The organism is Povalibacter sp. (assembly GCF_036520495.1).
Taxonomy (GTDB): domain Bacteria; phylum Pseudomonadota; class Gammaproteobacteria; order Steroidobacterales; family Steroidobacteraceae; genus Steroidobacter.
This window is the reverse complement of the sequence record NZ_DATDJO010000046.1, coordinates 1-16,954: the sequence shown is the minus strand read 5'-3', so window position 1 is coordinate 16,954 and position 16,954 is coordinate 1. Positions and strand designations below refer to the sequence as shown.

Annotated in this window: 17 protein-coding genes and 1 pseudogene; 7 read left to right on the top strand and 11 right to left on the bottom strand. The window is 63.3% G+C overall.

Annotated features, from left to right (window positions below):
- Nucleotides 1–11 precede the first annotated feature (11 nt).
- The gene (locus tag VIZ63_RS16690; RefSeq protein ID WP_331610812.1) at nt 12–2,186 is read right to left on the bottom strand and encodes a carboxy terminal-processing peptidase; all 2,175 of its coding nucleotides are present in this window, start codon (nt 2,184–2,186) and stop codon (nt 12–14) included.
- A 155-nt stretch (nt 2,187–2,341) separates the two neighbouring features.
- Here VIZ63_RS16690 and VIZ63_RS16685 point away from each other — a divergent pair, with 155 nt between their 5' ends.
- A complete protein-coding gene (locus VIZ63_RS16685; protein ID WP_331610811.1) occupies nt 2,342–2,629 on the top strand; it encodes a hypothetical protein in 288 nt (95 codons plus the stop codon).
- A gap of 223 nt (nt 2,630–2,852) precedes the next feature.
- On the opposite strand, the gene VIZ63_RS16680 is transcribed toward VIZ63_RS16685, so the two are convergent.
- Nucleotides 2,853–3,083 (bottom strand): hypothetical protein, encoded by a 231-nt coding sequence (locus tag VIZ63_RS16680; RefSeq protein ID WP_331610810.1) that lies wholly within the window; start codon nt 3,081–3,083, stop codon nt 2,853–2,855.
- Between the two features lie 149 nt (nt 3,084–3,232).
- Nucleotides 3,233–3,619: a hypothetical protein gene (locus VIZ63_RS16675; RefSeq protein ID WP_331610809.1), complete on the bottom strand. Its 387-nt coding sequence runs from the start codon at nt 3,617–3,619 to the stop codon at nt 3,233–3,235.
- 116 nt (nt 3,620–3,735) lie between these two features.
- On the opposite strand from VIZ63_RS16675, the gene VIZ63_RS16670 reads away from it, so the two are divergent.
- Nucleotides 3,736–4,728 carry a Gfo/Idh/MocA family oxidoreductase gene (locus VIZ63_RS16670; RefSeq protein WP_331610808.1) on the top strand — a complete coding sequence of 331 codons (993 nt, stop codon included), beginning with the start codon at nt 3,736–3,738 and terminating at the stop codon, nt 4,726–4,728.
- On the opposite strand, the gene VIZ63_RS16665 is transcribed toward VIZ63_RS16670, so the two are convergent.
- Nucleotides 4,667–5,911 carry a hypothetical protein gene (locus VIZ63_RS16665; RefSeq protein WP_331610807.1) on the bottom strand — a complete coding sequence of 415 codons (1,245 nt, stop codon included), beginning with the start codon at nt 5,909–5,911 and terminating at the stop codon, nt 4,667–4,669. The genes VIZ63_RS16670 and VIZ63_RS16665 overlap by 62 nt on opposite strands.
- Before the next feature lie 154 nt (nt 5,912–6,065).
- Here VIZ63_RS16665 and VIZ63_RS16660 point away from each other — a divergent pair, with 154 nt between their 5' ends.
- The 5 genes from VIZ63_RS16660 (at nt 6,066) to VIZ63_RS16640 (ending at nt 12,024) form a co-directional block, all read left to right on the top strand.
- Entirely contained in the window at nt 6,066–6,515 is a 450-nt protein-coding gene (locus tag VIZ63_RS16660; protein ID WP_331610806.1) for an Hsp20/alpha crystallin family protein, read from the top strand.
- Nucleotides 6,516–6,736: 221 nt separating this feature from the next.
- Nucleotides 6,737–7,888 (top strand): bifunctional 2-methylcitrate synthase/citrate synthase, encoded by a 1,152-nt coding sequence (gene prpC, locus VIZ63_RS16655; protein ID WP_331610805.1) that lies wholly within the window; start codon nt 6,737–6,739, stop codon nt 7,886–7,888.
- A gap of 48 nt (nt 7,889–7,936) precedes the next feature.
- Nucleotides 7,937–9,388 carry a bifunctional 2-methylcitrate dehydratase/aconitate hydratase gene (locus VIZ63_RS16650; RefSeq protein WP_331610804.1) on the top strand — a complete coding sequence of 484 codons (1,452 nt, stop codon included), beginning with the start codon at nt 7,937–7,939 and terminating at the stop codon, nt 9,386–9,388.
- 62 nt (nt 9,389–9,450) lie between these two features.
- Complete coding sequence (locus VIZ63_RS16645; RefSeq protein WP_331610803.1) at nt 9,451–10,566, top strand: adenylate/guanylate cyclase domain-containing protein; 1,116 nt, start codon at nt 9,451–9,453, stop codon at nt 10,564–10,566.
- A gap of 300 nt (nt 10,567–10,866) precedes the next feature.
- On the top strand, nt 10,867–12,024 hold the full coding sequence (locus VIZ63_RS16640) for a murein transglycosylase A (protein ID WP_331610802.1): 1,158 nt from the start codon (nt 10,867–10,869) through the stop codon (nt 12,022–12,024).
- Nucleotides 12,025–12,106: 82 nt separating this feature from the next.
- On the opposite strand, the gene VIZ63_RS16635 is transcribed toward VIZ63_RS16640, so the two are convergent.
- The 7 genes and pseudogenes from VIZ63_RS16635 to VIZ63_RS16605 form a co-directional block, all read right to left on the bottom strand.
- Nucleotides 12,107–12,754 carry a suppressor of fused domain protein gene (locus VIZ63_RS16635; RefSeq protein ID WP_331610801.1) on the bottom strand — a complete coding sequence of 216 codons (648 nt, stop codon included), beginning with the start codon at nt 12,752–12,754 and terminating at the stop codon, nt 12,107–12,109.
- A 44-nt stretch (nt 12,755–12,798) separates the two neighbouring features.
- A complete protein-coding gene (locus VIZ63_RS16630) occupies nt 12,799–14,475 on the bottom strand; it encodes an RDD family protein (RefSeq protein WP_331610800.1) in 1,677 nt (558 codons plus the stop codon).
- Entirely contained in the window at nt 14,476–14,928 is a 453-nt protein-coding gene (locus tag VIZ63_RS16625) for a hypothetical protein (protein WP_331610799.1), read from the bottom strand. It lies immediately after the preceding gene.
- Between the two features lie 4 nt (nt 14,929–14,932).
- Entirely contained in the window at nt 14,933–15,508 is a 576-nt protein-coding gene (locus VIZ63_RS16620) for a sigma-70 family RNA polymerase sigma factor (RefSeq protein ID WP_331610798.1), read from the bottom strand.
- Between the two features lie 234 nt (nt 15,509–15,742).
- Complete coding sequence (locus tag VIZ63_RS16615; RefSeq protein WP_331610797.1) at nt 15,743–16,450, bottom strand: sulfite exporter TauE/SafE family protein; 708 nt, start codon at nt 16,448–16,450, stop codon at nt 15,743–15,745.
- The gene (gene ccoS / locus VIZ63_RS16610; protein WP_331610796.1) at nt 16,447–16,605 is read right to left on the bottom strand and encodes a cbb3-type cytochrome oxidase assembly protein CcoS; all 159 of its coding nucleotides are present in this window, start codon (nt 16,603–16,605) and stop codon (nt 16,447–16,449) included. Before ccoS ends, VIZ63_RS16615 begins: the two co-directional genes overlap by 4 nt.
- Nucleotides 16,602–16,954, bottom strand: a pseudogene (locus tag VIZ63_RS16605) (cation-transporting P-type ATPase); the annotation flags it as partial. The pseudogene VIZ63_RS16605 and the gene ccoS, both read right to left, overlap by 4 nt.

The following is a 16,954-nucleotide window of genomic DNA, read 5'->3' as shown; positions in this document are numbered from 1 at the left end:
GTCTGCGCCGGTCAGGGCGTCGCCGCTGTACCGCCGTCGTTCTTGAGCTTCGACAGATACAACGTCCCGATGCCGCTCATGTCGGCCGCAATCTCTGCGGCCTCTGCCAGCGTCGGATCGGGCGTATCCGTGGGATTCAGATCCGCCATCTTGGCGACGGGCGCGAGGCCGTGCGCGGCGCGGCGCTTGTTCTCGCGCGCCAGTCGTTCGGCTTCCTGCGCTTCACGTTCAGCGATCCGTTTCTGCAGGCTCAGCGATACCTTCTTCTGGCTGCGGACCTTCTCGAAGGAGTCCAGATCGCCGAGGAGCGACACGAAATCCGCATCCTCTGCGATACGGCGCTGGTGCGACTGCTCCAGCGTGGCGACCGCCTGGGTGAGCTGAGCCTCGCGACCAAACTCGACCGGGCGGATGCGATCCCAGGGCAGGGCGCTCTCGCGTGTGCTTTCGCCCACTTCTTCAGTGCTGATCGCGGTGGGCATCGAGATATCCGGCTGCACGCCGCGGTGCTGGGTGCTTTCACCCGTCACGCGATAATACTTGCCGATCGTGACCGTGAGCTGGCCGAAGCCTGGTTCGGGTCCCAATGCATAGCGATCGAGCGGATACAGGTTCTGTACCGAGCCCTTGCCGTAGGTCTGCTGGCCGACGACCACGCCGCGGCCATAGTCCTGAATCGCCGCAGCGAAGATTTCGGAGGCGGAGGCACTGAAGCGATCGACCAGGACGATCATCGGTCCATCCCACGCGATCGTCGGCTCCGGATCGTCGAGCACTTCGACGCGACCGCCGGTCTCGCGCAGTTGCACGATGGGCCCGGCCGGGATGAAGAGGCCGGAGAGGGCAGTGGCTTCGGTGAGATGACCACCGCCATTGCCTCGCAGATCCATGACCAGCGCGTCCATTTTCTCAGCACGCAATTCCTCGATGAGTTTGCGCACGTCGCGGGTGGTGCTGCGGTATTCCTTCTCGCCAGCCGATTTGGCTTCGAAGTCCTGGTAGAAGCTCGGCACGTTGATGATGCCGATGGTCAGTTCGGCGTCGCCGCGTTTGACCTTGCGGATTTCCTTCTTCGAGGCCTGGGCTTCGAGCGTGACCTTGCTGCGGGTCAGGTAGATATCCTTCTGCGGCGATCCCGGCGCTGCGCCCGCGGGCAGGATCTGCAGGTGCACGGTCGTATTGACCTTGCCGCGGATCAGCTGCACGACGTCATCGAGACGCCAACCCACGACATCGACCGGCTTGCCGTTGCGGCCTTCGCCGACGGCGATGATGCGATCGTTCACGTTGATCTGGCTGCTGGCTGCCGCCGCGCCGCCGGGCAGCACGTTCAGCACCGTGACGTAGTCGTCGACCAGCTGCAGCGACGCGCCGATGCCTTCATACGACAGGCTCATCTGGATGCGGTATTCCTCGGAATTGCGCGGCGAGAAATAGCTCGAATGCGGATCGAAGACGTGCGCGAAGGCATTCATGAACACTTCGAAGATGTCATCGCTGGTGATCTGCTCGGTGCGTTTCAGAACGCGCTCGTAACGCTTCTGCAGCACATCGCGGGTTTCGGCCCACGGCTTCTCGGTCAGCATCAGGGACACCGCATCGTTCTTGACGCGCTGACGCCAGATCTCGTTCAGGTCTGCCGGCGATTTCGCCCAAGGGGCCTTTGCCCGGTCGAACTCGAAGTACTCGTCGACGGAAAAATCGGGTTCGGTCTTGAGAAGTTCCAGCGCGTAGGCGATGCGCTCGCGGTTGCGTACCTGAAAGCGATTGAAGATGGCGAAGACCGGTTCCAGCTTGCCGGACACCACTGCATCGTCGAGCTGGTAGCGGTAGCGCTCGAACTCGGCGACGTCGCTGGCTAGGAAGTAGCTGCGGCCGCCGTCGAGCTGTTCGACGAAGCGGTCCAGCACCAGCGAAGAGACGGGATCGTTGATCGGCGACTGGCGGTAGTGCGAGCGCTCGATCACGTTGCTGACGAGCTTGCTGACGCGGCGCTGGCGTTCGGTGGGGGACAGATCCTGCGTCGATGCAGTCGCGACTGCGTTCGCCACCGGAGCCTGTGCGGTGCCGGCAAGCAGCGCGCAGGCGATCAGCAGAGCCGGAAGACTGAACAGCAAAGTGAACCGGCGTGGCGCTGTATAGGCGCCGCTGGGGCTGGACTGGCTGTCACGCGGAGGCTGGTACACTGTTTCTCGTCCTCAATCTGTCGTCTGCCAACGTCTCGAAATCGGTGTCAGTTGCACGGTCGAAGCTAAAGTCTGGTCGGTGAAGGGCTCAATGCTCGCCCGGACCCGGACCTGTCGTCCACTTACAGACACTGGATACCGCGGAATTCCTCATCATGCGTCCACTTGCAGCACTCAATGCCATCCTGTTCGGCTCCGCAGCGGCCATTACCTTCGGATTATGCGGCGTTCTGGTCATTTACCTGGTGCTGCAGGGCCGGCATCCGCAGTTAGCCACGGAGTTTGCGCCCTTGCTGCGTAGTAGCGGCATGTTCGCCGCACTGTCGGTCGTCTCCGGTCTTGCTCTGTACAGTAGCCTGAAGGAACTGAACTGGCGCTGGCTGGCGCAGGTCGCGATGTGGATCGGGCTCGCGGTCACAGTATCGTTTTACTGGCCGGGGTGAGTTGCGGGACATGAGGGAAAGCCCCAAAAGCGAATGAGGCGGAATGAATTTCCCGCAATCGCACTGCGATGGTTCGCTCAGATGACAATTCCGTCAGATTCAATCACTAATCCCCCGTCGATCTGAACGCGTCCGAGCGTACGCGGGCCGCACCGGCGTGGTCAATGAAGCGGGGCAGTGAAATCGCCGGAATGGCCGGGGACCGGCCGACCGGCGGCGACGATCAGCGGCGGCCGATGCGTTCCCAGGCTTTGCCGCGCTCGAACGTGCCGCTGTTGTAAGGATCGAACCCGGCGGGCTTCTTCGGCACTGCCTTCGTGCTGTTCTGTACCGGCGGCGCGCACGTCACTGCTGCGACGGAAGGACCGGGGACTGGCCGCTGCGGAGCGGTTGCGGTGGGCAGTTCATCGTTACTGCCATCGTCCCGTCCGCCGAAAAGTCTGGCGAACCACATAAAGCGTCTTCCCAAAAAAGGTCAGCGAATCTGCTTGTTGTGCGTTGGAGCTTACCTGCCGCGGCAGGTTGGCTGATGGCGACCTGGCGGAATTGTGAAAGCCGTCACGCTCTTCCCGTAGCCCCTGTGCCTGTCGAAAAAACTGTCACTTAGTCGAGGCTGACGCGCGGTTCGACACGTCGTGGATCGGCCATCGAGCGGGCCGGGGGCGGCGCAGCGACATTGTCGTGCGAGCGCGGGTCGTGACGCCGCAGGAACAGCAGCCGGATCAGCCCGATCGCCACCAGCGGGCCAAGGGCCAGCATCCAGGTGCGAGCGGCGCCGGACGCCAGACCGGCATAGAAATCGCCATAGAACGTGCCCATGCCCGCGTCCTTGCCATAGGGCCCGAGCAGCTCGCCGCCCGCCCAGAACACCAGCCCCGGCAGAGCAAACAAGCCGAAGGCCAGCAACAGGCTGCCGACGATCATTTCGACCCGCAGAGAGCGGCTGCGTGGCGGGTTGGCGGGTGTCGATTCAGGTGATCTGCGCGTCATGAGTTGCGATTGAATCGGAGGGCGCGCGCATCTTGGGGGCTGCGCACCATCACTGCAACTACGTCGCCCGACACAACCGTTATCATCCCGGCCGCCACCAGGTTGAGGTAATACATATGAGCAGCGAAGCAGGCGCCGGGAATCTGAGGACAGCCGTCATTGGCGTGGGCTACCTCGGGCGTTTCCATGCGCAGAAGTATCGTCAGATCGAAGGCTCGCAGCTCGTGGCGGTGGTCGACGCCAATGCCGAGGCAGCGCAACGAGTCGCGACCGAACTGGGCGTCGAAGCGTCGACCGACTATCTCGCCATTCTCGACCGCGTCGATGCGATCAGCATTGCTGTGCCTACGCCGCTGCACCATGCAGTTGCCATGGCGGCGCTGGAGCGGGGGGTTCACGTGCTGGTCGAAAAGCCGATCGCGACCACCGTGGTCCAGGCGCGCGAGATGGTTGCAGCGGCGGCGCAGCGTGGTTGCGTATTGCAGGTCGGCCATCTCGAGCGCTTCAATCCCGCGATCGTGGCCGCTGTCAGCAAGCTGCAGACGCCACGTTTCGTCGAATCGCATCGCCTGGCGCCCTTCAAGCAGCGCGGCACCGACGTCAGCGTCGTGCTCGACCTCATGATTCATGACATCGACCTGATCCAGGAATTGGTGGGCCAGCCGATCGAGAGCATCGATGCGGTCGGCGCCCAGGTCTTCTCGGGCGAGATCGATATCGTCAACGCGCGCATCCGCTTCCGCGGCGGCTGTGTCGCCAACACGACGGCGAGCCGGGTGAGCCTCAAACAGGAGCGCAAGATCCGCATCTTCCAGGACGATGCCTACCTGTCGATCGACATGCAGCAGAAGATCCTGACGGTGATCCGCAAGAAGGACGCTGCGCCTGTCGAGTCGCCCGCGCAGGTCGCTATCGAAGAAGAGTCTTACGACCAGGGCGATGCGTTACGCGATGAGATCGCCGCGTTCCTGAAGGCGATCCGGGAAAAGTCCGCGCCAGTCGTGACCGGCGAAGATGGTCTGCGGGCGCTGGAAACGGCGACCAGGATTACGGAGTTGGTGCTGGCTTCGCCGTCTGGCCGGACAGTGTCGCCCGGTCCAGCGACTTGAGAGGGTTGCCGGCAATCTTCTGAGCCGTTGCCTGCAGAAGCTCGAGAGAGACTTCGCCGCGACGGCGGGCCAGTTCACGCGCCACGTCGTCGAGACTGGCCTTGCCCCTGGTCAACGAGCGGATCTCAGCATCGACCTCGCGCATGACGATGACGGCTCGTGCCGTCGTTGCACCCGAGGATTTTTCGCTCATCAGATTGATCGAGCTGCTGCCCCACTTGGCGAGACGTTCCATCGCTTCCGTATAGCGCTGCTCACTGATCCCGCCGGAGCGGTGCAGCGTCTCGATCGAGTAGTACTCGGCGAGGCCTTCGACGATCCAGTCGCTTTCCCCATCGCCATGAATGCCCATCGCCACATGGACGAGTTCATGCAGCAGTGTGCTCGTCCGGTTCTCGCTGATGAGCGGACGGCTGGCGTGCAGGAATAACGACGCGGGTGCCGACAGGCCACCCCGCCACAGAGGATCGCCCGCTGACACCACCAGCAGCCGTCGCGGGAATTCCGGAAACACGCCGAGCAAGTGCGGCAGATTCCAGTTCAGGAACGACAGCATGTCCTGCCGACGGGCATTGTCGCCGGCGGGTGCGGCCACAATCGTCTGCACGCCGCCGATCGATTCGCTGCGCTTGCCGAGTTTGCCGATCAGCATCCAGCCCAGCGGCCGGTCGAAGCGCCGTTCTGGATCGTCGATCTGCATCAACTCGTCCGATGTCGTCGGGTAGGCGCTGACGGCGGTCCACTGCGCAGGCAATTGGAATTCCATCGTGGCGCGGGATTCGAGTCCGCGTGCCGCGGTGACGCGCACCCGCGGCACCAGCTTGTCGGCCCTGAAAAGTGCCCAGTCCTGCGTCATCAGCGAATCGAAACGCCCGGGCGCGCGCTCATGATTCACGACGAAGTCGTAATGGAGCCGCGAGTACTTGCCGCGCGGCCGCCAGGTCACGCTGGCGCCCTGGATCTCGACGCTGTCGGTCGACGTGAAATTGCGATGACGCTGGGGATCGATCGAGAACACGAGCTTGCCCGGCAGTTGTTCCCCCGAGAGTTTCAGTTCGACGCGCAGATTACCGACAGCCGGGTCGGCTTCGACGCGGTAGTGCGCATCGTAGGTCGCTGCAAGTGCGGGGACGCTGGCGATGAGCATTGCCGCGAGGACCGCGAGGCGGGGCATTGTCAACATGAACGAGTCCGCGGAAGCAGGTGCCCGGAGTGTACCCGAGCCTCTGCGACTGCAGCCCTTGAAACGGTTTCTGCGGGCCCTATTCAGGGGTCACAGGGTTTCCCGCCCGTCGTCAGCAGTTGTTCATACCCTTGTTTTTTTGGAGACCAGCACCATGGCACTTGCTCGCTATGAATCTTCCTGGGATGCGCTGAATCAACTGCATCGCCAGATCAATCGCATTTTCGATTCCCAGTCTGCGGCGAATGCCGACGTCGGCTCGTCGGCGACCGCAGATTGGATCCCGTCGGCGGACATTCTCGAGTACAGCGATCGTTTCGTGCTGAAGTTCGATGTGCCCGGCGTCAATGCAAGCGCTATCGACATCACGCTCGATCAGGGTGTGCTCACGATCAGCGGCGAACGTCCGGTCGAACTCGCGAACGACGGTGTAGAGCGCAGCCGGCGCGAGCGCCCGCAGGGTCGCTTTCATCGTCGCTTCACGCTGCCGGATACGGTGGATGCCGCGGCGGTCCGTGCGACTGGACGCGATGGCATCCTCGAGGTGACGATCCCGAAGCAGGCGAAGGCGCAGCCGCGACGCATCGAGGTCGTGTCGGCCTGATCGTATTCTTCAGGCGACTGATTCCGCTACAGGCGGATCGGGCGTGATGCCCGATCCGCCTTTTTTCTTTCAGGCCTGTCTGCGTGGAATTGACGGGGTAATCCCGGTACGATCCGGCGCGCTGCAGGCACTCCGCGTGTTTCCTCGTGCGAACTGTTCAGGACTGTCTGATCGATTTTCTCATCTTCCATAAATAAATGCCGACCGTGAGGGGATGCGTGATGAGTGAACCCATCGCAGGCTTCAAGCCCAAGAAATCCGTCGCCCTGTCGGGTGTCACCGCCGGCAACACCGCGCTGTGTACCGTCGGCCGCAGCGGCAACGATCTGCACTATCGCGGTTACGACATTCTAGATATCGCGACGAGTTCCGAGTTCGAGGAAATTGCCTACCTGCTGATTCACGGCAAGCTGCCGAATCATGCCGAACTGGCGGGCTACAAGATGAAGCTCAAGTCGCTGCGCTCGGTGCCTGCGGCTGTGAAGGCCGTGCTCGAGCAACTGCCGGCGGCGAGCCATCCGATGGACGTGATGCGCACGGGCGTTTCGGCACTCGGTTGCGTGTTGCCGGAGAAGGACGATCACAACGTCGCCGGCGCGCGCGACATCGCCGATCGCCTCATCGCCAGCCTCGGCTCGATGCTCGCGTACTGGTATCACTACAGCTACGCCGGCAGGCGCATCGACGTGGAGACCGACGACGATTCGATCGGCGGACATTTCCTGCACCTGCTGCATCAGAAGCGCCCGTCGAAGGAGTGGGTGCATGCGATGCACACCTCGCTCATTCTGTACGCCGAACACGAATTCAACGCCTCGACATTCACCGGTCGCGTCATCGCCGGCACGGGCTCCGACATGTACTCGGCGATCACCGGCGCGATCGGCGCATTGCGCGGACCGAAGCACGGCGGCGCCAATGAGGTGGCCTTCGAGATCCAGCAGCGCTACGACACGCCAGACGAAGCCGAGCAGGACATTCGCGCCCGGGTCGCGAACAAGGAAGTGGTGATCGGCTTTGGCCATCCCGTTTACACGATTTCCGATCCGCGCAACCAGGTCATCAAGGAAGTGGCGCGCAAGCTTGCACAGGACGCGGGTGACATGAAAATGTTCGACATCGCCGAGCGACTGGAATCGGTGATGAAGGACGCCAAGAACATGTTCCCGAACCTCGACTGGTTCTCGGCCGTGTCGTACTACCAGATGGGCGTACCGACCTCGATGTTCACGCCGCTGTTCGTGATCGCGCGAACCAGCGGCTGGTCGGCACACGTGATCGAACAGCGTATCGACGGCAAGATCATCCGGCCCAGTGCGAATTACACGGGTCCGGAGGATCTCAAGTTCGTGCCGCTCGACGCGCGCAAGTAAGAGAGGGGAGCGTTCGGGTGAATCAGTGATCACCCGAATACCATCCATATGTCCGCTCAAGATCTTCGATCCGCTCACCGGCCCGCACCCGATCACGTGCTGGTCGACATCGCGGAGTACGCGCTTTCCTACTCCATCGACAGCGACGCTGCATACGAGACCGCGTTCTATTGCCTGATGGATTCGCTGGCCTGCGGTTTCCAGGCGCTCAAGTATCCCGCGTGTACGAAGCTCCTTGGTCCGGTCGTACCAGGCGCGACGATGCCTGGTGGCGCGCGTGTCCCGGGGACTTCGTATGAACTCGATCCGGTGCAGGCGGCGTTCAACATCGGCGCCATGGTGCGCTGGCTGGATTTCAACGATACCTGGCTCGCCGCCGAATGGGGACATCCGTCCGACAATCTCGGCGGCATCCTCGCCGTTGCCGATTACCTGTCACGTCGCAACGTGGGGCAGGGACAAAAGCCACTGACGATGCGCGATGTGTTGACGGCGATGATCAAGGCGCACGAGATCCAGGGCGTCTCGGCGCTGGAAAACAGTTTCAATCGCGTCGGGCTCGATCACGTCCTGCTGGTGCGTGTCGCCAGTACCGCCGTGACGACGGCGATGCTGGGCGGGACGCGCGAACAGGTCATCAATGCACTGTCGAATGCCTGGATCGATGGTGGCGCATTGCGTGCGTACCGGCATGCGCCCAACACCGGTTCGCGCAAGAGCTGGGCCGCGGGCGACGCCACGAGTCGTGGCGTGCGCCATGCGCTCATGGCGATGAGCGGAGAGATGGGCTATCCGTCGGCGCTGACGGCGAAGACCTGGGGATTCCAGGATGTGCTGTTCGACGGCAGGCCACTGGTGTACCCGCAGCCGTTCGGCAGCTACGTGATGGAGAACATCCTGTTCAAGATTTCCTACCCGGCCGAGTTTCATGGCCAGACCGCGGTAGAGGCGGCGATGACGTTGCACGACCAGGTGCGCGACAAACTGGATCAGATCGATCGCATCGTCATCGAGACCCAGGAGTCGGCGGTGCGCATCATCGACAAGACCGGGCCGCTGGCTAACCCCGCGGATCGGGACCACTGCATCCAGTACATGGTTGCCGTTGCGCTGATCTTCGGCCGTCTGACGGCCGAAGACTATGAGGAAGCGACCGCGAGCGATCCGCGCATCGACACGTTGCGCAGCCGGACCCAGGTGGTCGAAAACATCACCTTCACGAGGGATTACTACGCGCCCGACAAGCGTTACATCGGCAACGCGGTGAGAGTGTTTTTCCGCGATGGCAGCGCCACGCCACGCGTGGTGGTGGATTACCCGATCGGCCATCGCAAACGTCGCGCCGAAGGCATGCCGGTGTTGCGCAGGAAGTTCGAGATGGCGGTGACGGCGCACTTCGCGCCGAAGCAGACTGAATCCATCAAGGCATTGTTCGCGGATCGCGAGCGGCTGGCGGCGATGGCCGTGCAGGAGTTTGTGGCAGGGCTCATAAAGAACTAAGCTGGCGGCGCACGGTGCTGAAGTCTGACGCAGAACCAGGCGACACCGGCAGCGGAGTGAGGATGTCGAGCTCTTACAGAGCATTTTTTGTTGGTGATCGGTCCGAAAGTCATGCATTGCTGGTCCGGATGCTCGAAGGCTCCGACATCAGTGTCGACGACGTCGTCTCTCACGACGAGGTCATTGCCAGCGTCGCGCGGCGTACCCCCGATCTGATCGTCGTTTCGATCGATGTCGATGCCCGGTCGGTGGCCGGGATCTGTCGTGTCCTCAAAGCGAACCCTGCGACGGTGGCCGTTCCGCTGCTGGCCCTGGCGCGAACCGTGCGGTCACGGCTCGCGGCTTTCGATGCCGGCGTCGACGATTTCCTCACCCACCAGATCCGCCGCGACGAATTCCTGGTTCGCGTGCATGGCCTGTTGCGTGCTGCGGCATCACGCCGTCAGCTGGCCGCGGAACAACTCGCGGACGAGGTCAAACGACGCGAAGTCATTCGCGCGGCTTTCCGACGCTACATCTCGCCCAAGGTCGCCGACCACATTCTCGACAATCCGGAGCTGCGCGACCTGGTGCTGACAGGCACCAATGCACGTACGCCGGCTGCGGTGATGTTTGCCGATATGCGTGGATTCACCGCACTGTCGGAGCGCCTTGCACCGGGCGAAGTCGTTGGATTGCTCAATGAGTTCTTCGGCCTGCTCACGGACGTGACGTTCGAATACGACGGCACCATCTTCAACATGGCGGGCGACAGTCTGCTGGTGGGCTTCGGTGTGCCGGTCGAACAGGCTGACGGTCCGCAACGTGCCATGCTGGCAGCGCGCCAGATGCTGGTCCGGTTTGGCCAGCTCGCGGATCGCTGGCAGACAACTCACGAGATCGAGACTGGCCTCGGTATCGGCATCAATGTCGGTGAAGTCATCGCAGGCAACGTGGGCTCGGCGTCCTACATGAACTACACCATCATCGGCGACACGGTAAACGTCGCTGCGCGACTCGCCCAGCGTGCCCGGGCTGGGGAGTTGCTGTTCTCACAGGCGGTCATGACGTCGCTGGACGGTGCAGGCATGGACGTCGAGGCGCTGGCCCTGCCGCCCATGGTGCTGCGCGGGCGCTCCAACCCCATCGATATCTTCTGCGTCCCCAGCGGGCGCCGGATCGACTTTCGTCCCCATTGACCGCCTTGCCCGGCCGACGGGTCGGGCGTTCCGGCCGTCCGCACGCCAGATGCGGAGGCCTGTCGTCGCACGATCTCACCGATGTCTGCACGCGATGCGGATGCTCATGCAGCAGACGATTTGCGATGCTGCGCAGGCTGTCGCGACGTGGCTCGCACACTCACGTCGAACCACGCGAACGAACTGCGCGACGAGGTGTACGCGGCGCTTCATGAAGGCAGCGTGACAACCGGGTCAGCCGCAATTTGCTCCAGGCAGGTCAGGCATACTTCGCCTCCGACTATGTGAATGAGTATCGAGATGACGAGAGTTGTACGTCCTGCGCTGCTGGTGATCACGCTGGCGTTCATTCACGGCTGCGTGACTACGCCGCAGCAGAAACCACCCCCCGTCATCACGCCGCCCAAAGTTCTCTACGAGCCATCGGCGTGGAGCAAGGTGGATGGCTGGCAGGCAGATCAGGTGCAGGACGCCTGGGAGGCATTTCGGAAAAGCTGCCGCGCCATCGGCGCGCGCCCGGCGTGGTCAGGTGTGTGTGCAGCCTCGTCAGCGGCGACGAACCCGCGCCAGTTCTTCGAATCGAATTTCACGCCCCATCGCATCGTGCAGACCGCGGGGCTGCATGAAGTGGTGGATACCGGCCTGATCACTGGCTACTACGAACCGCTGCTGCGCGGCTCGCGCAAACCGTCGACCGCTTTTCCGGTGCCGCTGTTCGCACCGCCCGATGATTTGCTTACGGTCGATCTGGGGGAACTCTTTCCTGAGTTGAAGGGCAAGCGAGTGCGCGGACGCGTGGAGGGGAAGAAAGTGGTGCCGTACTACACGCGCGGAGAAATTTCCGGCAAGCCAGCGTTGAAAGGCAAGGAACTCCTCTGGGTCGATAACGCGGTCGATGCATTCTTCCTGGAAGTGCAGGGCTCGGGTCGCGTCCAGCTGACCGATGGCAGTGTGGTGCGCATGGCATATGCCGACCAGAACGGACAGCCGTATCGCTCCATCGGTCGTTACCTCGTCGATCAGGGCCAGATGACACTCGATCAGGCATCGGCGCAATCGATCCGTCGCTGGGTCGAGCTGAATCCGCAGCGCGAGCAGGAAGTGCTGAACGCCAATCCCAGTGTGGTGTTCTTCCGTGAAGAGAAGATCGACAACCCGGCGGAAGGTCCCAAAGGCGCGCTGGGCGTGCCGCTCACTGCGGGCCGATCGCTGGCGGTCGATCCACAGTTCGTGCCGCTCGGTACACCGGTGTTCCTGTCGACAACGCAGCCCAACTCGGGTGCGCCACTCAAGCGCCTGGTGATGGCTCAGGACACCGGCGGCGCCATCCGCGGCATCAACCGCGGTGATTTTTTCTGGGGCTTCGGCCCTGCCGCCGGAGAATCCGCCGGACGCATGAAACAGCAGGGACGCATGTGGATGCTCTGGCCGAAGGGTGTCCCGCTGCCAATTCAATAGGAGAAGCATTCACACGGAGATCACGGAGAAACGAAAACTCGTCTGGTTCCGGCCCTCCGTGATCTGCGTGTGAACCCCCTTCTCAGAAAAATCCGAAGCGCTTCTTCATTACATTGCGGCGCGACGGATCGATCAGATCGTTGACGCGATGCTCCAGCAGGCGGGTCAGCAGGAACTCCATGCCTTGTTCGGTACGCGCTGCGAGTTCTTCGCGATAAAGCGGGATCGCTGCGTAGAACTCGATGTGGTGTGTTCCGGTGTCGAGCGAGTAGAACTCCTTCGGCACCAGCAATGAGGGCGCCACGATGACGCCGCAGAGCGCGGAGCCCTTCGCGTAAGGCACCGGCGGGTTGCCATTCGGGATGACATCCCCCCATGCCAGTGCGCGCCCGGTCTTCTGTGGCAGGCTCGCGAGTTCTGCGAGTACACGGATGGGCCAGTAGTCCGGCCGTGTGTCTGTCAGGCCGTCCATCTTCCAGCGCTCGGGGAGCGTCATCATCAGTTCGATGCGGGCGGGTGCGTTCTTCTTGCCGCCGGTATCCATCGGCACGTCGCTCATGCCCGCCGTGACGAGCGTATGCACGGGATGATCGACCGCGGCATCGACACACAGAATGTCGATGCCGTTCGCCTGGAACGTGCGCGTGATCGGTCCAAGGTGCCGCTCGACGTGCGCATGAATCTGCGGTCGGCGCTCTTGGCTGGAAACTGTCAGTGAATCGCGAGTCACGCGCTACTCCGGGAGAATGGCGCGCCGATTCTACGAGAGTTGCCTCACACCAGCGACCTGCCTTTCGGCACGCGTACGACTGCCGTGCCGGCGATCTTGTCGTGCCAGCCCTGACGATCCGGATCGATGGCGATCCAGATGAAGCCCAGGCCCGCGACGACGAGCGACAGGAAGCAACCCAGCGCGCGGGCAATCGCCGTGGCCCAGTCGACTTCACGACCGTCCACGCGGACCAGCCGCAGATTGCAGAGAATGCCGCCGACGGTCGTGCCCTTGAGTTTCCACATCACCGCGCCATACGTGGCAAGCAGCGGCAGGAACAAGTCGTCAGAGGCCCGATCGACACCGAGCACGCCGCAGAGGATGCCCACCAGGATCATGTCGATCACCAGCGCGCCCATGCGGATCCAGAAACCGGCGCGCGGCAGCGTCGAGTCCGGCACTGATTCCACGGTTGCAGCCGCTGCAGCAGGTGCGTCGGTTGCAGTCGGTGCCGGTCCGACGACCGGCTCGACGGACCCGACTGCGCCCATAGAGCCAGCGGCAGGAGCCGGGGCTGTCCTGACCGCAAGTTCCCGCTTCGCCTGGGCGGCCAGCAGGATCGTGTACACCACGACGCCGAGCGCGAGGATCCCGAATACCTTGTAGGCGATGAAGCCGACGATCGGGATCACGTACAGCAACAGCATGATCGCTCCGCCCACCGCGACAGCGATCGTGTAGTCCGCCAGCGGACTCGCTGTGCTGGCGAAGCGTGTCAGGCGTCGGCCGATAACGGCCAGGATGACGGACTTGCCGAAGAGCCCGGCGATGAACAGGGCGATCCAGAAGAACGGCACGAGTGCGAAGCCCACCACGGTCACCATGAGCACCACGGTCAGCACGGGCGTCAGGATGAGCGTCAGCAGGGAGGCGACCAATGTCGCGCCGGGACGCGTCTCGATGGTGGTGACGCACTTCTCGACGCTGCTCGAGAACATCACGGCGAGCAGGACGTACAGCGTGAGGAAGCCGATCGCGAGACCCCAGGCCCAGCCGAGCCCGGGTTCGAACGCCAGCGGCCGGCCGAGCAGGAGGCAATGCTTGATCCAGGGGCGCAGCCATTCGAAACGGCCGAAGTTGGCTGGCAGCGTGACCTGCTGCACACCGCCGTCGACGGTCGCAGCCGGATCGCGCGTGAGCAAACCGCTCACGACGACCACTTCGCCACCGACGCGCGCTTCGGGTCCGAGTTCGACATCGCCGAAGACCGCGACAACGTCGCCGCCGATGCGGCTGTTCACATAGGTGCTGCCAAAGATCGCGACCGCACTCTCGCCAACGGGACCGGTAACGCGGGTGTTGCCGAAGATGGAGACCACCGCTTCGCGGACCCGGCCGCTGCTGGTGGAGGATCCGCCAATGGAGACGACCGCATCGACGACCTCGTCCGGACCAACAGTCGAATCTTCGAAGCGCAGGATGACGCTGTGATCCGTGCCGTGCTTGTCGAAGTCATCCGAATCGCGGTCATCGGTTTCGATGTCGAAATCCGGGTCTGCGGGCGTCGCCGCGGGCGCTTCGGGCTTTTCAGGTTCGACGACCGGAGGCGTTGCGGGCGGCTGCGCCTGCTGGGCCATCGCGAACGTGGAGAACCAGGCGAGCATCGTCGTCGCCAGCAATTGCCGGCCGAAGCGGCCGATCGCAACCGTGGAGTCAGCGGGAAAGGTGAGGGTATTCATTCAACGATTCGCATGGAGGGTGCGGTAGGCGGCAGCACCAATGCCGAACAGGGTGACGTACGCGATGGCCATGACGGCGATGGCGCCATAAATCCAGATCGAAGGAATGCTCTGGGCGATGAACGAGATCGTGTGCGCCGTGGCCTTGACGGATGCCATGGCGGGGGACAGGTTCGATTCGATTCCCGAGAGCGTCGCCGTGGATTGGCCGAGGAACCAGCCGGTGGCGCGGACAGCCAGGCTGCCCAATGCCGCGCAGGCAATGACGAACAGTGCGCGCACGATGACGGGCCATTCGCGATAACTCGATTGCCACCATGGCTTCGCGGCGCGGCGTTCGAGTTCGGCGAGTACACGCGCTTCCAGCGATACGGGTGCGCGGCGCAGCGGAAGATCCCGCAGCACGGCTGCCGTGATTCGTTCCAGTGATTGATTGTCGGGTGTGTTGCTCATGGTTTTACGATTGCAACGCCTCGTTGCTCAGTTCGCTGCGCGCCAGGGCCTTTGCCAGTGCGGCGCGCGCGCGATGGATATCGACCTTGACCTTGGCGAGTGAGATGCCGAGTTTCACGGCAATGTCCTCGTAAGGCATCTCTTCGAAGTGGTACAGCACCAGCGGCAGGCGCTGATGGTCAGGCAATTTCTGCAGAACCTTGTCGATCAGCGCGCGCCGGCTTTCCGCGTCGAGATCCGCCAGCAAGGTTTCGGGCGCGGCGAAGTCGACTTCCGGACTGTCGTCCTCCCCATCCTCAGTCCGCATCTCGGAGAAGAACCGCCAGCGCTTGCGATAACGCGAGGCGTGATTGAGCGACAGGTTGGTGGCGACGGTCTTGAGCCAGCCGCCAGCGGTCGCGCTAGTGCTCAGGTGATCGAAGTTCTCGTAGGCCTTCAGGAAGACTTCCTGGGCAATGTCTTCCGCTTGCGCATCGTTGGCGACGATGCGCACGGCGGTGGAGAAGACCATGTCCTGATAAGCACGCATGAAGCCTGCAAAGTCTCCGGAACGCTGCGGATTCCAGCCTGGTTTAGCCACTGTGAAAATGTCGTCTTTATGGCCAGAACCCGGTGCCGGACCGGAAGTTACAGAGATATGACGCGGTGCTTCCTTAAAGCGGGATTGTGACATCCGCACCGTCAGGGCTGGTAGGGCAATACCTTAGGCGGAATGCGTGAGAGTCGCGGGCTTGATGGCTGCTGGGCACCAGACTGCTGGCCGGAAGCGGAGCAGAACCGCGTTCTTCCTCTGGCCAGCGGACCAGCAGCCCTTTCAGCAGTCGAATGGCAGCTGGCCGGCGAGGCCGGGCATCAGGTGCACGAGCCAAGGGCCTGCCAGGGTCAATGCGGCGCTTGCCAGCAGGATCGAGCCGGCTACCTGTCGCGCCGCGGGGCGGGCGGCTGCACTCGCCAGGCGCGGTGCACCAAAGGCAGCGGCGAGCAATGCGGGGACGGTGCCCAGGCCGAACGCCGCCATGGTCAGTGCGCCACGCAGGGCGTCGAACTGCAGCGCCGCCATCAGAAGGACGGTGTAGACGAAGCCGCAGGGCATCCACCCCCAGATCGTGCCGAACGCGAATGCCCGGGGCAGCGTGGCCACCGGCAGCAGGCGCCTGCCGAGCGGGGCCAGCCTTGGCCACAGGTGTCTCCCGATCCCATAGCCCGGATCGCGGACCCGTCCCAGGATCACCAGTGCTGCGAACAGCAACGCCGCGGCGGACAACGTCCGCAGGCCCACGCGTACCGACTCGATGTCGAGCAACGCGATTGCGCCTCGCAGTGCGCCGCCGAACAACGCGCCCGCGAGTGCATACGAGGTGATACGGCCGAGTTGGTAGCCGAGCAGGAGCATCGGCCGCGTACGGCCATCCGCTGCCGTTGCCAGACTGAGCGCCGATGAGATGCCGCCGCACATGACCAGGCAATGACCGCTGGCGGCGAGACCCAGTAACAGGGCGGCGCTGTAAGTGAGGGCGCTCACGGGCGCGGCACCGCATCCGGCCGATCGTCCAGTGGCGTGAGTCCCGGTGTTTCCATGTCGTCGAACTGATCGTTGTCGACGGCCCAGAAGAACGCTGCCGCTGCGCCGGCCAGCAGCACGATCGACAAGGGGATCATGATCAGGATGATGTTCATGCGGCACCCACTCGTGGCGTCAGAGACGTGCGTACGTTGGGCATCGTCCCTGCGCGATCGGTGCGGTCGAGGCGGCCGATGCGCAGGGCATTCAGGACGACGCATACCGAGCTCATCGACATGCCGAGAGCCGCGAGCCACGGCGGCACGAAACCGAGTGCGGCGAGCGGGATGGCAGTGAGGTTGTAGACCATCGCCCAGCGCTGGTTCTGCTGCACGATCGCGAGCGTCTGTTGCGCCAGCCGGCGTGCAGGCGCCAGCGCATCGAGCCGTTCAGCGCTGATCACGACATCGCTGCTGGCCTGGGCGAGCTCCGCTGCGCCTGACAGTGCGATGGCGACATCCGCAC